The organism is Desulfatibacillum alkenivorans DSM 16219, from assembly GCF_900142135.1.
In the GTDB taxonomy this organism is placed as follows: Bacteria; Desulfobacterota; Desulfobacteria; order Desulfobacterales; family Desulfatibacillaceae; genus Desulfatibacillum; species Desulfatibacillum alkenivorans.
In genome coordinates this window covers 391,966-414,990 of record NZ_FQZU01000001.1, presented here as the reverse complement: position 1 = coordinate 414,990, position 23,025 = coordinate 391,966, and the positions used below count along the sequence as shown (strand labels likewise).

The window sequence follows — 23,025 nt, the reverse complement described above, 5'->3', positions numbered from 1 at the left end:
CTTGAAAAAGGCCGGTTTTGGTATGCTTATTGCTTCATAAAAGGTGTTTGTTGCAGGCTTGAAAAACCGGATGCAAAAAAGGAGTCGTCAGTATGGAAACCATGGGACAAGAGGCTCAAAGCAGGGATGATCAAAGAAAGTGGCCGCGCGTGAGTTTTTCCGTGCACGCAACCATGGATGTGGACGGGGAAAGCATTGAGGTGGGGTGCCGCAATCTTTCCATGAACGGAATGCTGGTTTCCAGCCCCAAATCCTTGCCCTTGGGAGCTTCGGGCAGAGTCCGCATTCTTCATGTTATGGGCCGGGAGTCCCTGCTGGTGCTGGCGAATTTTAAGGTCATAAGAAGCCAGCCGGACAAAACCGGGGGGTTTAACACCATGGGGTTGAGTCTGTTTGATATTGACGGGGACAGTTCCATCAACCTTTTCAATATTGTCAGGCATAACACCCCCGACGCCGCATCCTAACCGAATGCAACCGGCGAAAGGCTGCAGTTCGTCAAGTTTGTGACGCATAAACAAGAACAGGCGTTTTCCTGCGTGAAATTGTATACGCAAAGAATGCGTCTCTTCCGAAGGCTGCTGCATGATCCTGAATTCCATAAGAACTCGAATTATTTTAGTTGTGGGCTTGAGTGTGGGAATCATGCTGGCCGCGGTTTGGACCTTTGCCGCCGTTTCCCTCAGACAGGCGGCGATTGATTCCGCCCAGAATCAGTATATCGAAACATCACGGCAATACGCATCCCGGATAAAAACACAGATCAATGTGGCGCTGGGCGTGAGCCGGGCGTTGGCCAACACCTTATCCTGCTTTAACATGTCCAAGAATTCGGCGTCTATCGGCCGTGACGCCGCCAACGAAGTCATTTTAAAAATACTTAAAGAAAACCCGCAGTTCCTGGGTTTGCGAACCGTCTGGGAGCCTAATGGTTTTGACGGCATGGATAAAATGCATAAAGACCGGGAGGGCCACAATGAAAAAGGAAGGTTCATTCCCTTCTGGTATCGTGACGGGCCAGGGAGATTTCACCTGGAAAAGGCGCCTGTTGATAAAAGCGATCCATTCTGTCCTTACGAACGAATAAAGGCCGCCAGAACAAGCATATTAACAAAACCGCACTCCCAACCGTTGAGCAGTTTGAAGAGCAGCCATTTTTCCGTAGCCACGCCTATTATTTTCGATGGATATTTTCGGGGTGTGGTCGGAGTGGTCTTGGACGCCGGGACGCTTGCAGAAGTGCTTTCGGATGCACATAAAGGCAACCCCAAGGCCCGTTTCTTTGTGGTTGACCGAACCGGAGAAGTCCTGGCGGGAAGCGCAAAAGCCGACGGCCCGGAAAAAAACGTCCTGGGATCAAGCAGCACAAGTTTTCTTTCCAAAGCAAAAAGCTCCATGGATCATAGCTTTCTCTCCTTTGACGGCAATAAGCTCAACGCCGTCATTCCAATCCAGTTTTCAGACGATTTAGACGAGTGGTTTCTCTTATGTCAGGTTCCCAAAAACGAAATCCTGAAAAAGCCCAACCAAGACATGGGCATTTTGCTTGCCATAGGCGCCGGCCTGGCTTTTTTAACCATCCTGTTTGTGTATTATGCGGCCTCAAAAATAACCAAGCCGATCATCACGTTGACCGAGGTGGTCAAGGAAGCAGGCAAGGGTAAACTGGAACTCCAACCCGCCATAAAGGGCGCCGATGAAATTGCGGAACTGACGTCCAGCTTTTACCGCATGATTGAGGAACGGGACCAGGCTATCCAGGAAATACTGGACGCCAAGCAGGAGTTGGAGTTCTCCAACCAGCAATTGGAAAGACTGGTGGAAGGCGCCAACCAACTGGCTGTGGAAGCGGAATTGGCCAATATGGCCAAGGGGCAGTTTTTGGCCAATATGAGCCACGAAATCCGCACGCCCATGAACGGAGTTATCGGCATGGGCGAATTGCTCATGGAAACCCGGTTGAATTCCGAACAAACGGAATACGTCCAAAGGATCAATTCCAGCGCCCAGGCCCTGCTCCGGGTGATCAACGACATCCTGGACTACTCAAAGATCGACGCCGACAAGCTGGATTTGGAAGTCATCGAGTTCAATCTCCGCAACACGGTGGAAGGGGTTGCGGACGTCATTTCCGTGCCCGCGGAGGAAAAGGGCGTGGAAGCCGCTTGTCTGATTCACCACGACGTCCCCCTGTGGCTTAAGGGAGACCCGGGCAGGCTTCGCCAAATCTTGATGAACCTCTCCGGCAACGCGGTCAAATTCACGGAAAAGGGAGAGGTGGTCATCCGGGTTTCTTTGGATTCCGAGGATGAAGAAACCGCCGTCATCCGTTTTGAAGTCCGGGACTCGGGGATAGGCATTCCGCCGGACGTCCAAAAAATACTGTTCACCCCCTTCACCCAGGCGGACTCTTCCACAACCCGCAAGCACGGTGGAACGGGTCTTGGCCTGGCCATATCAAAAAAGCTGTCCGAATTGATGGGCGGAGAAATCGGACTGATAAGCGAGGAAGGCAAAGGGTCCACGTTCTGGTTCACCGCTGTTCTGCCAAAATCCAAGAAGGCCCCAAACGAGGAGCTGTTTGTGGAAGATATTCAGGGCAAGCGGGTTTTGGTGGTGGACGATGTGGAAACCAACCGGATCATCCTGCGAGAAATGCTCCGGACATGGAAAAGCCGCCCGGAAGAAGCCCCCGGCGGAGAGCAAGCCCTGGCATGGCTTGACAAAGCCTATGCAGAAAACGACCCCTTTGAATTGGCCATACTGGACATGCAGATGCCGGGCATGGACGGAGCCGCATTGGGGAGCCGCATATTAAAAGACCCTCGATTCAAGAACATCATCCTGTTCATGCTCACCTCCATGGGAATGCGGGGCGACGCCCAGGCCATGGAAGAAATAGGATTTCACGCTTACCTGACCAAACCCATCAAGCAGGCCCAATTGTATGAAGCCCTGACCTGCGCCATGGGCGCCTGCTCCGGCGAAGAGACGGCTGGCCCCAGAAGCATCGTCACGCGTTACACGTCCGAAGAAACCCGAAAAATCCATATTCTTTTGGCTGACGACAACGACATCAACCAAAAGGTCGCCTCAACCAATCTTATGAAAATGGGGCATAGCGTGGTTGTGGCCAATAACGGCAAGGAAGCCCTGGACGCCATCGTCAAGGGGGAGAAATACGACCTGATTCTCATGGACGGCCAGATGCCCATCATGGACGGCCTGGAAGCCACCCGGAAAATCAGGCAATTTGAAGCCCTTCACAAGGTGAAAAGAACCCCCATTGTCGCCCTGACCGCCCACGCCATGACCGGAGACCGGGAAAAATTCATCGAAGCCGGAATGGACGATTATCTGACAAAGCCCCTGCAAAGAGACGCCCTGACCAAAGTCATCCAAAATGTGATGACAAGCAAAAAAGACAGCGAACCCGCGCAAACAGCTCAGGCGGAGGCGCAAAAAGACGCCGCCGAAAAAATGGAAGGGCCTCCGGCGCAGCAGGCAGCCGGCGCTCAGGAGGAGCAAGCCCCGTTCGTCCAGCCTGAAGAAGAAACAGCGCCGCCCTTAAGCATGGAGGCCGCTTTGGAAATCATGGGAGGGGATCAGGAGCTCCTGGACGACTGCCTGAAAACCTTTATGAATGACGTGGACGTCTCGGTCGGCAATATAGCCGCCAGCCTAAAATCCCAGGACGCCGAAGCCTTGCACGCTGCGGCCCATAAATACAAAGGAACCTTGAAATACATCTGCGCTGACATAGCTTCCGACCTGGCCTTCCAATTGGAAACCATGGGGAAGAATGACGAACTCGCCGACGCCGCCGACATCCTGGCGACCCTGGAAGCCGAAACCCAGCGCATCAAGGAATTCATCAACGGGCATTTGGGGTGAATGACCGGCCTTTTAATCCGGCTGTGCGGTATCGCAAAGCCGTTGATCCGAATTAATAAGAAACGCCCAGGCCAGATAAGGCCCGTCATGACTGAGGCTGAGGGATACGGGCAGGTCGGCGTCGCCGCATTGCACCAAAGGGGGGCCTAATTTTCCGCCCCGCTTTTTCCGGACAATCCGCAAAGCGGAATCATCCAAACCATAAAAGCAAGAGAGGTGCTGCAGGGCCAGCCGCCTGACCAAGGCGGAGGGGGTTTCGCAGCCGCCAGGGTCAAAAAGGCCGCCTGGGTTCTCGTTCCCATGCTTTGCGTGGGAATGCATACAAGACTTGCCGTCTTGTGCGGCGCATCCTTCCTCCTCAGAACTTTCGGTTGCGGCATTCTCGTTCCCATGCTTTGCGTGGGAATGCATACGGAACTTGCCTTCTTGGACCGGGGTTACTTCGGCCTCGAAATTTTCGGCTGCGGCGTCATCATAGGAGGCAGGAGCAAGTTCGCGCCTTAACAACATGTTGGAGCCAAAGCCGACGGGCCTTCGTCCCTTCCCCCCTGGCGGGGGAAGGACAGGATGGGGGGGATCGCATTCGTTGAATGAGCGCCCCTGCCCCGAAGCGAAAAGGACGCTGGGTCCCCGCGTGCGCGAGGATGACGGGGTCATAGGCGATTCGTTAAGGCAAGGGTTGATTTCATCGCCACCCCCACCCCAGCCCTCCCCCGTCAAGGGGGAGGGGGTATGGGCGCCGACATGGATATGATCTTCATCAGGCGCCAAGAAACGCCCATTGGGCAGGGAAACCCTGCCCCTAAGCCTCTCCTGCGGAGGTTCATGCATGTCGGGCGGATTATCCAAATCGGCTTGTTGGGTTTCGCGGGGCTCTACCCAACCTACGTCCTCCCTGGAACGATTGTAGGTCGGGTTAAGAAGTCCGGCGTTACGCTTTTCATGGACGAAGGCGCCAATGGACTTCAAACCCGACAATAGTTGTTTGTCGGGTTTCGCAGGCTCTAAACCAACTACGGACAATCGGTCTTCTGGTTCCATAAGTATGCATTCCCACGCACAGCATGGGAATGAGGGAAGGACGCTGGGTCCCCGCGTGCGCGAGGATGACGGGGTCATAGGCGATTCGTTAAGGCAAGGGTTGATTTTATCGTCACCCCCACCCCTACCCTCCCCCGTCAAGGGAGAGGGGGTATGGGCGCCGACATGGATATGATCTTCATCAGGCGCCAAGAAACGCCCATTGGGCAGGGAAACCCTGCCCCTAAGCCTCTCCTGCGGAGGTTCATGCATGTCGGGCGGATTATCCAAATCGGCTTGTTGGGTTTCGCGGAGCTCTACCCAACCTACGCTTCCATTGGGAAGGTCGCAGGCCGGGTTACCTAATCCGGCCTTGCGCTGCTCTTGGGCGAGAACGCTGATGGACTTCAAACCCGACGGAAGTTGTTTGTTGGGTTTCGCAGGCTCTATACAACCTACGTCACTAATGGGCAGGGAAACCCTGCCCCTACACCTGCCATCACTCCCATGGCGCTTCCTGAAAACTCCGGCAGCCCCATCCTGCTCGTTCCCATGCTTTGCGTGGGAATGCATACAAAACTTGCCGTCACCCGGCATGCTCTCCGCAACGCTAAAAATCACAACATCCAAATCGTTCCGGTTCGTCGCGGCGACGGCGTGAACGAATTCCTCAAAAAAATCCACCCGGACGAAAACCTCGCCTTTAGGCGTTTTCACCCTTCCCTCCCCCTTATTCCCTTCCGTCTGCAACTCCACATCATATTTTTTCGGCCAGGAGCTTATCCCGGGACAATCCTGGCTGAGCGCCTTGTACGCAGCCTCCTTGCACGCCCAGATAGCCCAAAACAAAGGGCCGGGCTTGGGGGAATTTTGTATCGCGTCCAATTCCCTGGAAGTAAAAGCCCGGCCCGCGTATCGCTGATCCAGATGTTTGCTCCCGGCCTCTGGCGCCAGGAGGTCCACTATGTCGTTGCCTATACCCATAACGGCAAGCCTGAACGAGAAGAACGGCGAGGGAGGGGGCCGTTCTTCCCGTTTCGCCTTTTAGCTGGGGTTGGCTATGGGATCCATCTTGCCCATGATGACGCGGACGGCGTCGCCGATGGTTTCGATGGAGTCTGCTTCGTCGTCGTCGATTTCCACCTCAAAGGCGTCCTCGGACTCGATGATGATGTCCACCATGCGGGCGGAATTGACCTTGAGGTCGTCGATCAGATGGGTGTCTTTGTCGGCGTTCGCCAGGGCGGCCGGATCCTTCACGAAAGGTTTGAGAATTTCGACCATTTTATCAAATACTTGTTGCAGTTCCATGTGGTATCTCCTTTTCTTAGGCATTCCATTTTGTGAACACTAGACAACTGTTCACATCCCCGAATCCGAAGCTGGCTTTCGCCAGGCATTGCAGTTCGGGATAGTCCGTGTATTTTCTAACGACCTTTTCCTCAAATGGGGCTATTTCCGGGTGGATGTCCTCGCAATTGATGGAGGGGTGCAAAAACCCGTGGTGCAACTCCAGGGCCGCCGCAATGGATTCCACGGCGCCCGCCGCGCCCAGGCAATGCCCGGTCATGGACTTGACGGAGTTGATTAAGGGAAAGTCGCCCGGTGCGACTCCCAGGGCTTTCGCCCAATTTTGCACTTCGATGGGGTCTGCAAAGGTGGCGGTCAAATGCCCGGATATGGAATCGACATCCTTTGCCTGTACGCCTGCGTCCTGCAAAGCCCCGTGAATGCATCGACGCACACCTTGATTGTTGGGGGCGGTCATGGAGCCGCCGTTTCTTTGACCGCCGCAGTTCACGTGAACGCCCGCCACTTTGGCGTAAATCCGGGCGCCGCGCGCCAAGGCGGTCTGTTCGTCTTCCAAAATGAGAATTCCCGCGCCAGCGCCGGGCACAAACCCGGCGGCCGTAGCGCTCATGGGGCGGGACGCAGTCTCGGGACGGTCGTTGAACTTCCTGGGCAGCACCTTCATGGCGTCAAACCCGCTCCAGGTATAAGGGGAAGGTCCTTCGGTTCCGCCCACGACCATGCGTTTGGCGAGTCCGGCCCGGATTTTCCAGACCGCCTCGGCCACGGCTTCGGTTCCGGTGCTGCACGCCGAGGAATTGGCCGTGGCCTGGGCGCCCAGGCCCAAAAGACCCGACACCTTGGCGCTGGCCCCGGAGTTCATGACCTGCTCCACGATCCGGCTGCCCATGCGGCGAACTTTTTTATCGTTGACCATGGGCACGATCCGCTGGGCGATGGTTTCCATGTCTCCTATGCCGGTGCCGATGATGGCGCCGGTGTCCCAATCCACGGGGCTGTCTTCATTGGGAATTTCCAGGCCTGCGTCCTTCCACGCTTCCAGGGCGGCGACGGCGGCGTAGGCCGTGGCCTCGGTCATGACGGAGGCCTCCCGGTCCGTAAAATATTTTTCCCTGATCTGTGCAAAATCCTGGGGAACCCCTGCAATGCAGCAGGAAAATTTCAACTCCTCCAGTTCCGGAATATACCGGACGCCGGGCTTGCCGCTTTTCAGGGATTCCATAAACTCCGCGACATCGTTTCCGATAGGGCTGACAACGCCCAGGCCCGTTATGACGACTCCGCGACTATCCATTTAAACGCACTCCCGTTCCCGTAAGGATTCCCCGGCAAATGGGCTTTCCGTCCTCTGAAGCCATGGTCACGCTGGACCGCAGGGCGCCCCGGCGGTAGAACATTTTTTCGCCCGTGACGATCACCCGGGCTCCCGGAGGAACCATGGTGAAAAACTCCACCTGATCGGCCAGGGAGAAAACGGTCGCCTGGCTTTTTATCTCGTCCAGGGACATGCCTTTTTGCATCATGAGATAGATGCCGTGGCCCACGGCGCCGGTCTGGGCCATGGTTTCGATCAGAATCACCCCGGGGGTGATGGGGACGCCGGGAAAATGGCCGGGATAGAAGAACTCGTCTTCCTTGAATCGGTAGGTTCCCACAATCCGGTCCCCGTCCACTTCCAGGATTTCGTCCACAAACCGGAAGGGCGCCTGTTGGGGGATCAGTTCCAGTATTTGCTCTTTCAACTCTTTATCAGGCTGCATAATATTCTCCTTGTTCCTCCAAGCCGTTCATCCGCAGCATGGCCCGGCCGTAGGTCAGGCCTCCGCCCACCACGACCATGGCCGTGTGGTCTCCGGGCTCGAGCTTGTCCCAGTTCATGCTCAACACGGAAGGCGCGCCGCTGCATCCGACGTTTCCGAACTCCCGCACGCTGTGCCAGTGGTCTTGATCATTGATTCCACAGCGTTGACATACGTGAGCAAGCATCATGTAATTGGCCTGGTGGCCTATGAACCGAAAGACCGGAGCTTCGGCCCCGTATTGCTCCTGCAAATAACGCAGGCAATCCGTGGTCTTGCGGATGGCGTAGCCCTGAACAGCCCGGCCTTCCTGATAGAAGTGCTTGCCCTGGGGGATGACGGCTTTGTCCCAGGAGGCGGGTATGGAGAAAAACCCGGCGCCGAAAAACTCCACAGGGGCCGATTCCTCCAGGGAAATCACGGCGGCCGCGGCGCCGTCTCCGAACAAGGGGGCGGAGTTGCGGTCCGAATAATCCACGGAATGGGTTACGTGCTCCAGGTTGATCACCAGGACGAACCGGGGCAGGCTATCCCTGCGCATGGCGGCCAGGTTGCATAATTGAACGATGAACGTGCTGCACGCGGAATTGACGTCAAAGCAAGGCGCTTCCACGCCCAACTCCGCAGCTACGGAGCATGCCTCCGCCGGGCACACGATATACGGGCTGGAAGACCCGGAAATCACCATGCCCACGTCTTCCGGCTTCAGGCCGGCCCTTTCCAGGGCCATGCGGGCGGCCTGGGCGCCGCACCATGCGCGGGTGCAGATGCTTGCTTCGGCGGCGGCCCTGACGTCCCGGTTCAGGGTGAGGCGGATGTAGTCCAGATCCAGGCTCGTGCGCCGTTCCTCAATGCCCACCCGCTCCATGATCCACTTTTCGTTGCTGCCGATATCCAGGCTGCTTAAAAACCGGTTGGTGATCACGTTTTCGGGATGATAATGGCCCATGCCGTGAATAAAAAGCATATCAGGCAATCCTTTCTCCGCCGTCCACGGGAATGAGGCTGCCGTTGATCCACCCCGCCTCGTCCAGGCACAGCAGAAAAATCAGATTAGCCACGTCCTGGGGAGTGGTCAGGCGCCCCATGGGGTTGCGCAACAAGGCCTTGGCCTCGATTTGCGGATTCCCCGGTATGGCCCGGAAAGCCGGGGTGTCTGTCACCCCCGGTTGGACCACGTTGCAACGGATTCCGTAAGGGGCGAACTCCACGGCAATGGCCCGGGACACGGATTCCAGGGCGGCCTTGGCCGCGGAAACCGCAGCGTATCCCCGCCACGCCACGGCGTTGCCTTCGGAAGTCAGGCTCAGCACCCGGGCGTCAGAAGCGAACATCTTCCGGTTGAAAACGTCCTGCACCCATTCCACCAGGCTGGTTCCCATGGCGTGGATGGTGCGGGAAAAATCATCCTCCTCCAGCAAAAACCGGTTGTTGAATTCGGCCTCGTCCGCCAGGGCATGCATGGGGGGACACCCTTGAGCGAACAGGCCGGCCGCAGCTTCGTCCACGGCCTGGGGCATGACGCCCAGCAAATCGGCCATCTTCGCCCGTGCCCTGGCGGGCTCTCCGGATGCTTGGTAAGGCGCCAGGAGCTTGAGGTTGCCAAAGGCCAGGGAATGCATGAGCAGACGCACGGAGCCGGACTCGCCCAGGTTCTCCGCCAGCTCATCCAAAGCCTTGGCGCGGCCTTCGGGGGACAAGGCGTCCAGGTTGAAGGTCAGCATTTGCACGCCGATTGCGGCGATTTCGTCAAAGGAAGGCTGGATGTTCTTCATGGCGCCCCGCCGGTCCCGATGCACCAGGCACAGGTTCATGCCGTGGCCTGCCAGCTTTTTTGCCGCGGCCAGGCCAAACCCGCTGGACGCGCCGATTATGATCGCCCAATATCCTGAGTCGAATTTCATGAATTATCCTCCAAAAACTTTCTTCGCGGCGGTCATGCCGGTAATGGATTGACAGGCGGCGCCCATGGCCTTGAAAAATGCCCGCAGCGGCCGATTGGGGCCAAGCTCCACGATCTCGTCCGCAGCCTGGGCCAAAAGGTCCATGTTGTCCGTCCACCGGACCGGATTGCTCAACTGGCTCACCAGGGCGTCAATAATGGCCGAGCCCTTCGGGGTATGAAACACACCCGTATAGTTGCAGGCCGCGCCGGCGGCGCCTTCCGGCTTGAAATCGCCCGCTTCCTGCTCCAGGACCTGCCTGAAAGATTGTTCGATGCTTTTCATAAAGCGGCTATGGAAGGGTGCGCTTACGTTTAAAGGAACGAACCGGGGGGCGGCGCCGTTAAAGGCAGCCTCGATGTCCTGCCGGGCCTGTTCCATGGAGTCGGCCCGGCCGCTGATAACCACCTGATCCGGCGAATTGATGTTGGCCAGATCCACGGGCAGGCCGTTGAGGGTTTCGGAGAGAAGTTGAACGTCCAGTCCTTTTCCGATTACGGCGGCCATGGCGCCCATACCCACAGGGCAGGCTTCCTGCATGAGCCTTCCCCTGGCTTGCACGATTTTAACCGCGGAGGCCAAGGGCAATACCCCGGCCGCGGTCAGGGCGGTGTATTCGCCCAGGCTGTGCCCGCCCCAAAATTGGGCGGTCAAGCCGAACTCCTCTTCCAAGGCCCGAAGCATGGCGATTTCCGTAGTCACAATGCAGGGTTGGGCGAACTCGGTCAGGTTAAGCCTGTCGTCTTCTCCAAAGCACATGTCCGCCGTGCTCCAGCCAAGAGCGTCCGAGGCTTCCTCATAAACCCGGGCGCTTTCCCGGCATTGGTCAAAGAAATCTTTGCCCATGCCCGGCCTTTGGGAGCCCTGCCCCGGAAAAACAATGGCTGTTGTCTGCGTTTTCATGTTTCCTCCTTCATAATTCCGGGCATTCCTGTTCCCGGCTTTGTGTCTGTTATTAAACAAGATGCGTGCCGGAATCGAAATTTTTCGTTAACCGCCTAATTTAACTGAACATAAAAATATTTTGCTTTTCACGTCGCCCTGTGGCTATGCTTTGTGATACGCATGTTGTGCACAGGCCATGTACACGGAGTGTATGCGCTCCCTAACCTTGAAACCCGGTTGCATCGCCCCTGGCGTTTTAGAGGATTTTCCATGCCCCAAGAAAAAAGCCTGACCTCCCAGGAACGGGAATTTTTCACCCTGGTGCAAAAGGCGGCGATTGCCAATCCCTTTGGAGAACAGAGGCTTAGCCTCGACTTGCAAATAGCCTCCGGGGAGGGCGATTCCAATGGAAGCCACCAGATAGACAAAACCCTGCGTGTGCTGGAAGATCAGTTGCTGGCTTTGGGAGATTCGGGAAGAGACGACCTGAATGCTTATTCCGGCGAAGATAAGAAGTTGCTGGAAGACGTGTTCCTTTTCGACTTCTTCTACCGGTTCCGCAAAAAATTCGACGATCACATCCGCGCCCAAATAAAGGCGGATGACAAAATTCTTAAATTGAACTTCGCCGGAGAGGCCATCGCCGTGCTTCAGTCCAGGGGGTTCAATCCTTCTGAGATCAAGCACGCCATCGAGATGGGCTATCAATTGCGGCGGGCGTTTTACTTCATCAATCAAAGCCTGATTGGCCGCAGTCAGATTATGAAAAAGCTGCGGTTTGATTTATGGAACAATATATTCACCCATAACCTGAGCTTGTATGACGAATATCTTCGGGGGAGGATGGAGGATTTTTCCACCCTGCTTTTAGGAGAGACCGGCACGGGCAAGGGAACCGTGGCAGCCGCCATCGGCCGCTCCGGGCACATTCCCTTTAATATGAAGCGGCGGGTGTTCACCGAGAGCTTCACCAGCAACTTCAAGTCCATCAACTTGTCCCAATATCCTGAAAATTTGATAGAGTCGGAGCTTTTCGGCCATAAAAAAGGATCATTCACCGGCGCGGTGGAAAATCATATCGGCGTGTTGGAAAACTGCAGCCCGCACGGGTCCATTTTGCTGGACGAAATCGGCGAAATCAGCCAGCCCGTGCAGATCAAGCTGCTGCAAGTCTTGCAGGAGCGCTTTTTCCATCCCGTGGGCAGCCACATCAAGGCGCCCTTTCACGGCAGGGTCATTGGCGCCACCAATCAAAAGCTGAACGAGCTGCGTTCCAGCGGCAAGTTTCGGGACGACTTCTTTTATCGCCTGTGTTCGGACGTTATCACCGTGCCGCCTTTGCGCCGGCGCATCCAGGAGGATCCCCTGGAGCTGGACGATCTCCTGTCCCACATTGTGAGCAAAACCGTGGGTAAGCCCTCGCCGGAGCTTGTAAACATGGTGAAAAAGGTCATCGAAAAAAACCTGGGGCCGGAATACCCCTGGTACGGCAACGTCCGTGAGTTGGAGCAATGCGTGCGCCGGGTGCTTTTGAAAAAGGATTACGGCGGAGACAAAAAATACGCGCCCACAGATCTCCAGTCCAAACTGGCCGCGGCCCTGGAAACAGGAGACATGCCCGCCCAGATGCTCATGGCCGGATATTGCAAGCTGTTGCACGCGCGCCACGGAACCTTTGAGGAGGTGGCCCGGAGGATCAGCCTGGACCGCCGCACGGTGACCAAGTACATCAGCGAGTGGGACCAGCAGGATGAGGAATAATTTCTTAGCTTAAATGTTCATGGGAGTATAAAGTGAAGTTTTACCTGGATTGCTACGCATGTTTCGTCCGCCAGACCATCAACGCAGCCCGTCACGCGGGTTGCGACGATCCGGTTCAGCATAAAATCATGGTCAAGGTTCTGGAACTGTTGCAAAACCTAAGCCCGGAAACCACGCCGCCTCACGTGGCCAAGGCCGTTCACGGCATTATCCGCGCATACAGCAACAACCCGGACCCGTACAAGGAAGCCAAAGCCCGCTGCACCCGGGCGGCCATGGAGTTGTATGACGACCTGAAGGCCATGGTCGCGGCCAGCGCCGATCCTTTGGGGACGGCCCTGCGCCTCGCCATTGCGGGTAACATCATCGACCTGGGCGTGTCCGACGAGCACGAGGACCTGTGGCATACGGTGGACCGGGTATTGGCCCAGGATTACGCCGTGGACGACGAAGCGATTTTGCGCCGGGAGATGGAAATGGCGGATCATATTTTGTATTTGGGGGATAACGCGGGAGAAACCGTGTTCGACCGGGTGCTCATCGAAACCCTGGACAAGCCCGTGGTCTATGCGGTCAGGGGCAGGCCCATCCTCAACGACGCCATTATGGAGGACGCAATCGCCGCCGGCCTGGACAAGGCCGCAACAACCCTCCTTGACAACGGCGCGGACGCCCCGGGCACCATCCTGTCCCTGTGCAAGCCGGAATTCGTGGAGGCCTATAACAAAGCGCCGGTGATCATCGCCAAAGGCCAGGGCAATTACGAGACCCTGAACAACGCCGGTCCCAAGGTGTTCTGCCTGCTCCAAATCAAGTGCCCGGTCATTGAGCGCGACATGGGCGCGCCCATGGGCGGAATTATCCTGAGGCAAAGCACAGCCTTGTAAATGAAGGCGAAAGGCGCTGTTTCGCGGATGTTTTTCATGAAAAAAGTTGTTAAAAATTCATTACAGGAAAAAAATCCCTTGACACACTCTATCGGCATCCCGTATCACAGAGCCAACTTGAGGTTAATTTTCAGCTAACGGAGCCCATTTACGTGATTACCAATTTCGGCAGACTTTTTAACAAGTGCTATTTTTATTTTTATTATTTTTTTAGCACCGGTCTGCCCGGAGGTGCGCGAGGGTGAGCTGAAACCCATCAAACACAACAAAGCCGTGGCGGACCGAAAAGTCTCCACGGCTTTTTTGGTTTTCGGAAAGGGCTGTGGAGCGAAAAAAGGCTTCACGGCCCTTCCCTTTTTCCGGGGAAGGCAACCAAAATCAAAGGAGCAGGAAAAATGACCTTCGTTGGAAAACAAATCAGGATGGAACGCATTCTCAACCGAAAAACCCGCCGCACCGTGTTGGTTCCCATGGATCACGGCATTTCGGTCGGCCCCATTGACGGGCTGCAGGACATGAAAACCGCCATTAATTCCGTGGCCGCGGGCGGCGCAAACGCGGTGGTGGTCCACAAAGGGCTTGTTATGGAAGGCCACCGGGGCGACGGACCTGACATCGGGCTGATCATCCACCTTTCGGCATCCACCTCCCTTTCCCCTTTCCCCAACGCAAAAACCCTTATCTGCACCATGGAAGAAGCCATCAAACTGGGCGCGGACGCCGTGTCCATCCATGTGAATCTGGGCGACGGCCTGGAAAAGGACATGCTTAGGGATTTCGGCGAAATCAGCTACCAGGCGCGCACATGGGGCATGCCTCTGCTTGCCATGATCTACCCTCGCGGCGAGAAAATCGTGGATGAATACGACGTTAAATACGTCAAGCACGCCGCCCGCCTGGGCCATGAAATGGGCGCCGACATCGTCAAGGTGCCATACACCGGGACGCCTGATTCCTTCCACGAAGTCACTTCCGGCTGCGCCATCCCGGTCGTCATTGCAGGCGGAGCCAAAATGGATTCGGACCGCGACATCCTGGAAATGGTCAAGGGCTCCGTGGAAGCCGGCGGCGCAGGCGTTTCCATCGGCCGGAACGTGTTCCAGCACGCCGCTCCGGTAAAAATCGTTCGCGCCATTTCATCCATTGTGCATGATGATGCATCCGTTGAACAAGCCCTGGAACTCCTCTAAGCGAAAGGCGTCTCATGAAAACCATTTGGGTAAAAGTGGATCCCTGGAACAAAGACCTTGTCACCACCGCCCTGGAGGGCGGCGCGGACGCGCTTATGGTTCCCGAGGGATACGCTGAAAAAGTCAAGGAACTGGGCCGGATAACCACCATCGCCCCGGACGGGGATTTGATTCCCGGCAAGGACCTGAGCACCATCACCATTACCGGCATGGACGACGAAGACCAGATTATCCAGGCTCAGGCCATGGGGCCGGTCATTGTGGATACGCCGGACTGGAGCATCATCCCCCTGGAAAACCTCATCGCCAAAGGCGCCAGGGTGGTGCACCCGGCCAAGAGCCTGGACGAAGCCAAAACCGCCGCCGGCATTCTGGAGCACGGGGTCTGGGGCGTGCTGATCGACACGCCGGACCCGGCCGAGCTTAAACGCACTCTGGCCTTTTTAAAAGGCGAAGGGATAAGCGCCCCGGTGGTTCCGGTGGAGATTACGGAAGTCAAGGCCGTGGGCATGGGCGACCGGGTGTGCGTGGACACCTGCACGGACATGAAGCCCGGAGAAGGCATGCTGGTGGGCAATTCCTCGGCGGCCATGTTTCTGATTCACTCCGAAAGCATTGAGAATCCCTATGTGGCGGCTCGTCCTTTCAGAGTGAACGCAGGGGCGGTTCATGCCTACACCAAGGTTCCGGGCAACAAAACCCGGTATCTTTCCGAGCTCAGCGCAGGGGATGAAGTGCTTATTACGGATTACAAGGGCAAGTGCTCCATCGGCGTTGTGGGCAGGCTGAAAATCGAAAAACGGCCTTTGCTGTTGATTACCGCCAAGGCAGGCGATAAAAAGATAACCACCATTTGCCAAAACGCCGAAACCATCCGCCTTGTGGCGACCGACGGCAAGCCCCTTTCCGTGGTGGCTCTCAAGCCCGGCGATAAAGTGCTGGCCAGCCTGGAAGAAGGCGGGCGTCACTTCGGCCATAAAATCAAGGAGACCATAACGGAAAAATGAAACCATCCAACAAAAACGGCCTCCCCGAATTGGAACCCTTAAGGCAGGCTATCAACGAAACGGATCAAAAGATCCTGGCCCTGGTCAACGAACGCCTGGACATCGCCCGGAAAATCGGCGCAATCAAGCAGGGCAAGGGCCTGCCGGTGGTGGACTTCTCCCGGGAACGGGCGGTGCTGAACAAGCTGCAGGAGTTGAACGAAGGCCCCATGCCTGACGAAACCCTGCTGCTTTTGTATACGGAAATCATCGCCGCGTCCCGCAGGATCCAGCAGCCCCTGGAAGTGGGCTACCTGGGCCCCAAGGCGACCTTCACCCACATGGCGGCCATGAAGCATTTCGGCCGCTCCACCAATTTTACGCCCCTGGCAACCATCTCGGACGTGTTCGAGGAGGTGGATAAAAGGCGGAGGCCTTTTGGCGTGGTCCCGGTGGAAAACTCCATGGAAGGCGCCGTGAACCTGACCCTGGACCTGTTCCAGGAAAGCGACGTCAGGATTTGCGGCGAAATCTACCTGCCCATCCGGCACGACCTGCTGTCCGCGGAGGACTCCCTGGACCAGATTATGGTGGTGTTTTCCCATCCCCAGGCCATCGCCCAATGCCGCAAGTGGCTGGGCAAAAACCTGCCAGGCATTTTGCAGAACCAATGCTCCAGCACGTCCGAGGCGGCGCGCATGGCGGTCAACACCCCGGGCGGCGCGGCCATTGCCAGCTCGGAGGCGGCCATCACTTACGAGTTGAACACCCTGGCGGATAACATCCAGGACTCCACGACCAACATCACCCGATTTCTGGTCATCGGCCGGGACAAGGTCCAGCCCACGGGGCGGGATAAAACCTCCCTGCTCTTCGCCATACCTCACATTCCGGGCGCTTTGCACAGCGTGTTGCAGCCCATTTCGGAAGAAGGGCTGAACATGGTCAAGCTGGAGTCGCGGCCGTCCAAGAGCGCAAGCTGGCACTACCTCTTTTTCGTTGACCTGGAAGGGCACATGAAGGATGAGCCTGTCAAAAAAGTGGTGGATAAAATGCGCACCCTGTGCTCCTTCGTAAAATGGCTGGGATCGTACCCGGTGGGGGACAGGCCATGACCGTGGAAGTCAATTCCCTGACCCGGTTGTACGCCGTGTTCGGCGATCCCGTGGCCCACAGCCTCAGCCCGGCCATGCATAACCGGGCCTTTGCGCACATCGGCGAAAATGCGGCGTACATGGCTTTTCGCGTCAAGGACGTCCAGGGGGCGGTCCAGGCTATCCGCGCACTAGACATGGGCGGCGCCAGCGTGACCATCCCCCATAAGATTTCGGTCATGGAGCATCTGGACGAGGTGGACGAAACGGCCCGGGCCATGGGCGCGGTCAACACCATCATCAATGACCAGGGCCGGTTGATCGGAAAAAACTCCGACTGCCTGGGCGCGGTCAAGGCCATCCAGGAAAAAACGCCGGTTAAGGACAAGGACGTGGTGGTCATCGGCGCAGGGGGCGCGGCGCGCGCCGTCATCTACGGCTTGAAGCAGGAAGGCGCCAGGGTGACCATCGTCAATCGCACCATGGAAAAAGGCGCCAGGCTGGCTGAAGAATTGGGCGTTGATTTCCGGCCCATGGAGGATTTGGGCAACCTGAATTGCCGCATTGCGGTCAACGCCACTTCGGTGGGCATGGTCCCCAATGTGCAAGACAGTCCGGCGCCCGCATCCTTTTTTAACAAAGACATGCTAGCCATGGACATTGTGTACCGGCCTTTGCTGACCCGTTTTTTGTCCGACGCAAGGAGCGCCGGATGCACAATAGTGGACGGAATCGCCATGTTCGTGTATCAGGGGGCCTCGCAATTTGAATGGTGGACCGGCAAGGAAGCGCCCGTCGCCCAAATGCGGGAAACCGTGGAAACAATCTTAGGCCAGAGGTAATATGGAGTCTCAAATCACAATCCGGCCCATGGGCAAGACCGACTTGACAGTCACGGTTCCGGGGTCCAAAAGCTACACCCATCGCATGCTGATATGCGCGGCCCTTGCGGACGGCCTTTCCCAGGTGAAAAACGGCCTGGTAAGCGAAGACACCCTCCTGACCATGAACGCCCTGAACAAAATGGGCGTCAGCGTACGGAACGAGGGGGGCGGATTTTGGGTGAACGGTCTCGGCGGCAGCCTGGGCAGGTATGAAGACCCCATCCATCTTGGCAATTCCGGCACCACCCTGCGCCTCATGTGCGCCGTGGCGGCCATGGGCGTGGGAACTTACACCCTGACAGGGACGGAACGCATGCAGCAGCGGCCCATCCTGGACCTGGCCCAGGCCCTGGAGCAGCTTGGCGTTCCGGTGGAGACCACGAACGGCTGCCCTCCCATCAAAATCCAGGGCACAGCCGTCAAGGGGGGAAAGGTTTCCATCAATTGCGGCGTGTCCAGCCAATATCTCTCAGCCCTGCTGCTTATTGCGCCTTACACCCAGGACGGCATGGAAATCGCGGTCACGGAAGGTCCGGTTTCCAAACCCTATATTGACATGACCGTATCGGTCATGAAAGCCATGGGCGTGGAAATTAAACGGGACGGCCACACCTGGTTTTCCGTGCCCGGCCAATCCCAATATCAGGCGGGGGAATACATGGTGGAGGCCGACGCCTCGGGCGCCAGCTATTTCTGGGGAGCGGCGGCCATTACCGGCGCCACGATCAGAGTGGCCGGAACCCATTCCGCCTCGTGTCAGGGGGACAGCCGGTTCGCCTACATCCTGAAATCCATGGGATGCCGCCTGGACGAAACCCAGGAAGGCCTGGCAGTCGCCGGCCGCGACCTCAAGGGAATCACCGTGGACATGGGCAATATGCCGGACGTGGCCCCTACCCTGGCCGTTGTGGCGGCATTCGCCAAGGGGGAAACCCGCATCGAAAACGTGGGGCATTTAAAAGCCAAGGAAAGCGATAGGATTACCGCCGTCGTCACGGAGCTTAAAAAAATGGGCGTCCAGGCCTCGTGCACGGACGACAGCATGACCATCATGGGCGGCAAGCCAGAAGGCGCGGTCATCGACACCTACGACGATCACCGCATTGCCATGAGCTTTGCCGTGGCCGGGCTTTTAACCCCGGGGGTAGTCATCAACAATCCGTCCTGCGTGGATAAATCCTTTCCCAATTTTTGGGAGGAATGGGAAAAATTGTATTAAAAGCAAATGGGGTCAAATCTACGTTTGACGTTTGAGAAAGTTTGCAAGTCCCGTATGCATTCCCACGAGACGACGGCGCGGCCTGAAGGGCCCCTATTCCTGGATCGTCGATTCTTGGGAGTCGTCAGCGCAGTGTAGATCAAAGGATATGCCGCTTTTAAACGCCGGATAGAAATCTTTCTTTGCTTCTTCTTTCGTAAAAACTCCCTTTATTATTAAATATTGCTTGGATATATTTTGACTTTCACTTAAAAAAAGCCCATCGATAAAATACTCTTGTAAAGTTATTCGACAGCCAAATTGCTCCATAATACCTTTAAAGGAGCTAAATAGATTGTTATCAACAATATTTTTTCGCATTAATTCGAAGTAAATCTCATATCTATCGCTACGATCAGGCTGCATCTCTTTTAAATACTCGTAGATGTTTTTTGGCCAAGACTCATCCTCGTTGATTTGGCGAACAAGCGGCTCATTTATTATCGACTCACCAATATCTATCAATACCGCCCTTTTACTTTTTATCTCTTCCGGATTCTTGGGGACGTCCCTTAATAAAGTACTAACTTAGAGTTTGGAGAATATTTGCCAGAGATTTAACCATCCAATATATACTTGTTTTCCATGGCTATTCTCCGGCCGCGATTCACGGCATGGGTTACCCCTCCACTGGTCATACTCAGCTCACAGGCAAGTTCTGCCTGGGACACCCCCAACTTTTTCGCCGCCCAATAGCAATAAAGACTTCGGGCGTCAGCCAGGGGCCGCTGCCGCGATTTGGCGAGAACCCACTCCGGCGCGACGCCAAAAAGGGCCGAGGCCTTTTCCAACGCGGTTTTCTTGTCGATGCCTTTGGCAGCCAAAAGGTATTTGCCGGAAAGGTTTTCCTTGGCCTGGTTCAGGATCGACTGCACAAAATCCCCATCCCCCAAAATCCGCTGATCGCTTTTCTGGCGGGATTCCTTGGAGGGAAACGCCGCTCTAACCGCCTCCCAACCTCCCAGGCTCCGTACAAGTCCTCCGCCGGTCAGGTCGTCCCGTCTGCCCATGTTCAGCCCGGCTTTCATGAAATCAATGTAGCGCTTGCGGGAAGCTCGCACAGAGTCGCCAAACCCGGACAGGACGAAATCCGCATCATGCCAGGGGCGAAGATTTTTCCCCAAAAGCCCGCCATGCCCGCAATACGGAAGGGCGGCGAGGCTTTTTAAATCATCAACCGCCCCGGCTCGCAAGGGATTAAGATGGATATACCGCACCAACTCCTTGAAATAGGCGTTTTCCTGGCAGAGCACGGACTTGAAACGATTTTGAAACAGGGGGCCGTGACGAAAATGCCTGCGGTTGAAATATCCGGCGTACCCCGTCATGAGGCGCCGCATGACATGAGAGATTCCGGCAGGCGGGCTGCGGAACAGAAAATGGGCGTGATTATCCATGAAAACCCAGGCGTAGCAGGCGGTCTGGGTTTCAGGCAAAACCAATGCAAGACGATCCACAAGGGCGTTCCGATCCTGGTCGTCCAAGAAAATGGGCTTACGCTCAATACCCCGGATCATGACATGATGCAACAAGCCGGGAGCGTCTATTCGGGATTTGCGAGGCATGATGCCCAACCCTACCTCACTATGCTTTGGTTGTCAAGTTACTAACTTATTAAGGGACGTCCCCAAAAACTACAAAAATACTATGTGGTCTTCGAAAGACGAAAAATGACATCTGAAATGGTCTCTCTTAAATATGTCGAAATTTCCTGCAATGACCGATCAGGATTTTCACATGACCCAATATCGAATTCTATCACATCCTCAATAGAACTCTCCTTGAAGAAATATATCTGAATTTCAGGATCACGAAAATTAATCTGAACATCAAGTAAAAGTTCAGACCAGCTCATAGAATAATCTGATAGTATCGCCTTGGTCAATCTTAGTGCCTCATTGACATATTCAAAATAACCACCACTCATTGTCGACCTCACATTGTCTTATTGGTTATCCATGACTCAGGAAAAACCCTTGAGCTTCCGTATTTCCCAATATGAGTTTGATGCTGATGAACAACTTGTCCAGCCTTTGTTACGCGATGGGTAACTGAGATAGTTTCTCCCCCTGCCTGTTCAATTATATGCACCGATTCACCACCATCAGCCCCCTTGGAAGCCCTTTTAATAATTTTATGGGTTATCTTTTTTCCATTACCACAGTTATTATGCACCCAGGCGCCGGACTGGCCCACAAAGTAATTGTGGGTTTGATCCACTTCAAAGTTATAGACCGTTTCCAGTTCAGGCGTTAGGGTAGCTGATATCAGTGTAAGCCATTGGTTTTGGGAAGTAAAGATTTGATCCTCTGGAACAAGGTCTGAGGCCCCTACCCATCTCTGTCCTTTCACCCAAAAGGGATGTTCCACCGTGGCGGTGATGATCTCTTCCCGTCCCTGCTCATCTTCGAATTTCAAGTCAATAACCGGTTGCTTCCCTCTGATGAAGGTCGCCAGAACCTCCTTATAAGCAAACTCCCCGGTTACTTCATCCCGTGCAAGCACAAAATCGCCTACCTGAATGTTTTCAATAGCGACCAAGCCGACTGCTGTTTCAACAGGTACGCCTTTAACAAAACAGCCGGGAATGGTTCCTTTGGCCATCTTGGCCGCTTGCCCTGCGTTACGCCACCTGCCCAAAACCTTCCCGGCCCAGCCTATCGCCTTGCCTCCAAACAAAGTCATGGCGGTGTCTGCATAGGTTTCCGGAGTCCAGAGGGCTGCTACGGTTCCCCCGACAAGGTATATCGGATTGCCGGTTTCATTATATTTTTCAGCATACCATTGAGTAGCTGCTTCACCCTGCGAGGCGCCGACAAACCTGCCTGCTTCGTGCAACATATGATTGCATAAAAAACCAATGGCCGCGGTTTTGGCGCCCTGCATAAAGCCGTCAAAGAAATCCTGGCCGCAAATGGTGGACGCAACACCGCCGGTCACGGCGCCGACAACGCTTCTTCCGATTAGCTGGCTGCAGAAGTCATCGTGGATAAGTCCGGAGCTCCCTGCATACTGCCCCACCCCGGCGGCAATGGCGCCGGTCAGCATGCCCAGGCCGATATCCCCGCCTGATATGGCGCTGCTTATCCCCCCGGATAGCGCCCCTCCCAAGGCGTGGGCCGTTATCTGCTCAATTCCGGTTAGGCCCAGCTGTCCGACCCCGAAGAATATGGCCCCCGATATGGCGCCGGTCGCCATGCCCTGGAGGATGTCCCCTCCAAGTATTGCCTCCGTCGCGCCGCCAATCAAGGCGCCTATAACGGCGCCGACAATCATTTCCACAACAAAATGGCCGCTTGGGTCGGTATAGGATAAAGGGTTGTTCCGGCAATACGCGAACCGGTTATAGCTTTGAGGGTCCAATGGGTCGGGAACGAATATATCCGCGGAAGTAAACCTTCCTAAAATGGGATCGTACAGCCTGGCGTTATAGTTATACAGGCCCGTGGAAAAGTCTTTCTCCTGGCCGGTATAGCGGTGCTTGTCATTGGTGACGCCCCAATGGTTCCGTTCTTCCCCAAAAGGCCGATAGTCGGATTTCTCGATTTCCTGGCCGGATTCATTGGTGACGACGGTGGAGCTTCCCAGGTGATCCGAGTGCTGATAGGTAGTTACCCCATTTTCGATTTTGGCGATGCTTAGCCCGCCGCCGGAAATATATTTTACCGGGACGCCGTTGGTGACCTCATACCCTCCGGATACGTAATAGGTAATGTCGCCGCCTGCGATTTCCTTGATTGCCCGGTCTCCGTTGGCGTCATAGGTGAATAGGGTTGTGTCCAATCCCATGGTGATGGAAATGGGTTTGTCGTCGGCATTGTATTGAATGGTGCGTTGAACGGGATTTGCAGGATCGGAAAAATCCCAACCTTGCGTCATGTTGCCGTTGGCGTCATGGACGAAAGATTTGGCGGGATTGCTTCCGTAGGCAACTGAACTGAGCCGTTGGGTTTGCACAGAGCCGTTCATTTCGTAGGCGTAGGTTAACACGTCGGAGCCTACGGACTTGGTCAGAATATTGCCCATGGCGTCGTAAGTGAGAGCCATGTTGTCCGTACCGCCCGAGCCTGTCTCGGAAGTCAGGCGATGCAGATTGTCATAGGTATAAAGGCA

Annotated in this window: 19 protein-coding genes and 1 pseudogene; 10 read left to right on the top strand and 10 right to left on the bottom strand. The window is 55.7% G+C overall.

Annotated elements, in window-relative coordinates; all coding sequences use genetic code 11:
* The first annotated feature begins 92 nt into the window (after positions 1-92).
* From BUE18_RS01650 to BUE18_RS28400, 3 genes are all read left to right on the top strand, one after another.
* Positions 93-467 (top strand): PilZ domain-containing protein, encoded by a 375-nt coding sequence (locus BUE18_RS01650; RefSeq protein WP_073472199.1) that lies wholly within the window; start codon positions 93-95, stop codon positions 465-467.
* A 118-nt stretch (positions 468-585) separates the two neighbouring features.
* The gene (locus BUE18_RS01645) at positions 586-3,894 is read left to right on the top strand and encodes a response regulator (protein WP_073472197.1); all 3,309 of its coding nucleotides are present in this window, start codon (positions 586-588) and stop codon (positions 3,892-3,894) included.
* A 216-nt stretch (positions 3,895-4,110) separates the two neighbouring features.
* Positions 4,111-4,398: a hypothetical protein gene (locus BUE18_RS28400; RefSeq protein ID WP_244549258.1), complete on the top strand. Its 288-nt coding sequence runs from the start codon at positions 4,111-4,113 to the stop codon at positions 4,396-4,398.
* Between the two features lie 1,260 nt (positions 4,399-5,658).
* Here BUE18_RS28400 and BUE18_RS28730 read toward each other — a convergent pair.
* The 7 genes and pseudogenes from BUE18_RS28730 to BUE18_RS01610 all read right to left on the bottom strand — a co-directional run.
* Positions 5,659-5,898: pseudogene (locus BUE18_RS28730) on the bottom strand (4'-phosphopantetheinyl transferase superfamily protein); the annotation flags it as partial.
* Between the two features lie 60 nt (positions 5,899-5,958).
* Positions 5,959-6,225 (bottom strand): acyl carrier protein, encoded by a 267-nt coding sequence (locus BUE18_RS01635; protein ID WP_073472193.1) that lies wholly within the window; start codon positions 6,223-6,225, stop codon positions 5,959-5,961.
* 16 nt (positions 6,226-6,241) lie between these two features.
* The gene (locus tag BUE18_RS01630) at positions 6,242-7,519 is read right to left on the bottom strand and encodes a beta-ketoacyl-[acyl-carrier-protein] synthase family protein (protein WP_073472191.1); all 1,278 of its coding nucleotides are present in this window, start codon (positions 7,517-7,519) and stop codon (positions 6,242-6,244) included.
* Entirely contained in the window at positions 7,512-7,985 is a 474-nt protein-coding gene (locus BUE18_RS01625; RefSeq protein ID WP_073472189.1) for a 3-hydroxyacyl-ACP dehydratase FabZ family protein, read from the bottom strand. Before BUE18_RS01625 ends, BUE18_RS01630 begins: the two co-directional genes overlap by 8 nt.
* Complete coding sequence (locus BUE18_RS01620; protein WP_073472187.1) at positions 7,975-8,991, bottom strand: 3-oxoacyl-ACP synthase III family protein; 1,017 nt, start codon at positions 8,989-8,991, stop codon at positions 7,975-7,977. Before BUE18_RS01620 ends, BUE18_RS01625 begins: the two co-directional genes overlap by 11 nt.
* Position 8,992: 1 nt before the next feature.
* The gene (locus BUE18_RS01615; protein WP_073472185.1) at positions 8,993-9,928 is read right to left on the bottom strand and encodes an SDR family oxidoreductase; all 936 of its coding nucleotides are present in this window, start codon (positions 9,926-9,928) and stop codon (positions 8,993-8,995) included.
* A 3-nt stretch (positions 9,929-9,931) separates the two neighbouring features.
* The gene (locus BUE18_RS01610) at positions 9,932-10,870 is read right to left on the bottom strand and encodes an ACP S-malonyltransferase (protein ID WP_073472183.1); all 939 of its coding nucleotides are present in this window, start codon (positions 10,868-10,870) and stop codon (positions 9,932-9,934) included.
* A gap of 252 nt (positions 10,871-11,122) precedes the next feature.
* Between BUE18_RS01610 and BUE18_RS01605 the strand changes: the two genes are divergently transcribed.
* The 7 genes from BUE18_RS01605 to aroA all read left to right on the top strand — a co-directional run bounded on the left by BUE18_RS01605 (position 11,123) and on the right by aroA (position 18,873).
* A complete protein-coding gene (locus BUE18_RS01605) occupies positions 11,123-12,613 on the top strand; it encodes a sigma-54-dependent transcriptional regulator (RefSeq protein ID WP_073472182.1) in 1,491 nt (496 codons plus the stop codon).
* Positions 12,614-12,645: 32 nt separating this feature from the next.
* The gene (locus BUE18_RS01600) at positions 12,646-13,500 is read left to right on the top strand and encodes a damage-control phosphatase ARMT1 family protein (protein WP_073472180.1); all 855 of its coding nucleotides are present in this window, start codon (positions 12,646-12,648) and stop codon (positions 13,498-13,500) included.
* Positions 13,501-13,895: 395 nt separating this feature from the next.
* Positions 13,896-14,690 carry a 2-amino-3,7-dideoxy-D-threo-hept-6-ulosonate synthase gene (locus tag BUE18_RS01595; protein ID WP_073472178.1) on the top strand — a complete coding sequence of 265 codons (795 nt, stop codon included), beginning with the start codon at positions 13,896-13,898 and terminating at the stop codon, positions 14,688-14,690.
* A 14-nt stretch (positions 14,691-14,704) separates the two neighbouring features.
* Entirely contained in the window at positions 14,705-15,697 is a 993-nt protein-coding gene (locus tag BUE18_RS01590) for a 3-dehydroquinate synthase II (RefSeq protein ID WP_073472176.1), read from the top strand.
* The gene (gene pheA / locus BUE18_RS01585; RefSeq protein ID WP_073472174.1) at positions 15,694-16,791 is read left to right on the top strand and encodes a prephenate dehydratase; all 1,098 of its coding nucleotides are present in this window, start codon (positions 15,694-15,696) and stop codon (positions 16,789-16,791) included. Before BUE18_RS01590 ends, pheA begins: the two co-directional genes overlap by 4 nt.
* A complete protein-coding gene (locus BUE18_RS01580) occupies positions 16,788-17,612 on the top strand; it encodes a shikimate dehydrogenase (RefSeq protein ID WP_073472173.1) in 825 nt (274 codons plus the stop codon). Before pheA ends, BUE18_RS01580 begins: the two co-directional genes overlap by 4 nt.
* A gap of 1 nt (position 17,613) precedes the next feature.
* Complete coding sequence (gene aroA / locus BUE18_RS01575) at positions 17,614-18,873, top strand: 3-phosphoshikimate 1-carboxyvinyltransferase (RefSeq protein ID WP_073472171.1); 1,260 nt, start codon at positions 17,614-17,616, stop codon at positions 18,871-18,873.
* A gap of 93 nt (positions 18,874-18,966) precedes the next feature.
* On the opposite strand, the gene BUE18_RS01570 is transcribed toward aroA, so the two are convergent.
* The 3 genes from BUE18_RS01570 to BUE18_RS01555 form a co-directional block, all read right to left on the bottom strand.
* Positions 18,967-19,377: a hypothetical protein gene (locus BUE18_RS01570; protein ID WP_073472169.1), complete on the bottom strand. Its 411-nt coding sequence runs from the start codon at positions 19,375-19,377 to the stop codon at positions 18,967-18,969.
* Between the two features lie 92 nt (positions 19,378-19,469).
* Entirely contained in the window at positions 19,470-20,477 is a 1,008-nt protein-coding gene (locus BUE18_RS01565) for a transposase (RefSeq protein ID WP_073472345.1), read from the bottom strand.
* Between the two features lie 370 nt (positions 20,478-20,847).
* Positions 20,848-22,959: a polymorphic toxin-type HINT domain-containing protein gene (locus BUE18_RS01555; protein WP_073472166.1), complete on the bottom strand. Its 2,112-nt coding sequence runs from the start codon at positions 22,957-22,959 to the stop codon at positions 20,848-20,850.
* Between the last annotated feature and the right edge of the window lie 66 nt (positions 22,960-23,025).

Coding starts and splice junctions, on each gene's coding strand:
- BUE18_RS01650 (WP_073472199.1), top strand. CDS start 93: ATGGAAACCATGGGACAAGAGGCTCAAAGCAGGGATGATCAAAGAAAG.
- BUE18_RS01645 (WP_073472197.1), top strand. CDS start 586: ATGATCCTGAATTCCATAAGAACTCGAATTATTTTAGTTGTGGGCTTG.
- BUE18_RS01635 (WP_073472193.1), bottom strand. CDS start 6,225: ATGGAACTGCAACAAGTATTTGATAAAATGGTCGAAATTCTCAAACCT.
- BUE18_RS01630 (WP_073472191.1), bottom strand. CDS start 7,519: ATGGATAGTCGCGGAGTCGTCATAACGGGCCTGGGCGTTGTCAGCCCT.
- BUE18_RS01625 (WP_073472189.1), bottom strand. CDS start 7,985: ATGCAGCCTGATAAAGAGTTGAAAGAGCAAATACTGGAACTGATCCCC.
- BUE18_RS01620 (WP_073472187.1), bottom strand. CDS start 8,991: ATGCTTTTTATTCACGGCATGGGCCATTATCATCCCGAAAACGTGATC.
- BUE18_RS01615 (WP_073472185.1), bottom strand. CDS start 9,928: ATGAAATTCGACTCAGGATATTGGGCGATCATAATCGGCGCGTCCAGC.
- BUE18_RS01610 (WP_073472183.1), bottom strand. CDS start 10,870: ATGAAAACGCAGACAACAGCCATTGTTTTTCCGGGGCAGGGCTCCCAA.
- BUE18_RS01605 (WP_073472182.1), top strand. CDS start 11,123: ATGCCCCAAGAAAAAAGCCTGACCTCCCAGGAACGGGAATTTTTCACC.
- BUE18_RS01595 (WP_073472178.1), top strand. CDS start 13,896: ATGACCTTCGTTGGAAAACAAATCAGGATGGAACGCATTCTCAACCGA.
- BUE18_RS01590 (WP_073472176.1), top strand. CDS start 14,705: ATGAAAACCATTTGGGTAAAAGTGGATCCCTGGAACAAAGACCTTGTC.
- pheA (WP_073472174.1), top strand. CDS start 15,694: ATGAAACCATCCAACAAAAACGGCCTCCCCGAATTGGAACCCTTAAGG.
- BUE18_RS01580 (WP_073472173.1), top strand. CDS start 16,788: ATGACCGTGGAAGTCAATTCCCTGACCCGGTTGTACGCCGTGTTCGGC.
- aroA (WP_073472171.1), top strand. CDS start 17,614: ATGGAGTCTCAAATCACAATCCGGCCCATGGGCAAGACCGACTTGACA.
- BUE18_RS01565 (WP_073472345.1), bottom strand. CDS start 20,477: ATGCCTCGCAAATCCCGAATAGACGCTCCCGGCTTGTTGCATCATGTC.
- BUE18_RS01555 (WP_073472166.1), bottom strand. CDS start 22,959: ATGGCTCTCACTTACGACGCCATGGGCAATATTCTGACCAAGTCCGTA.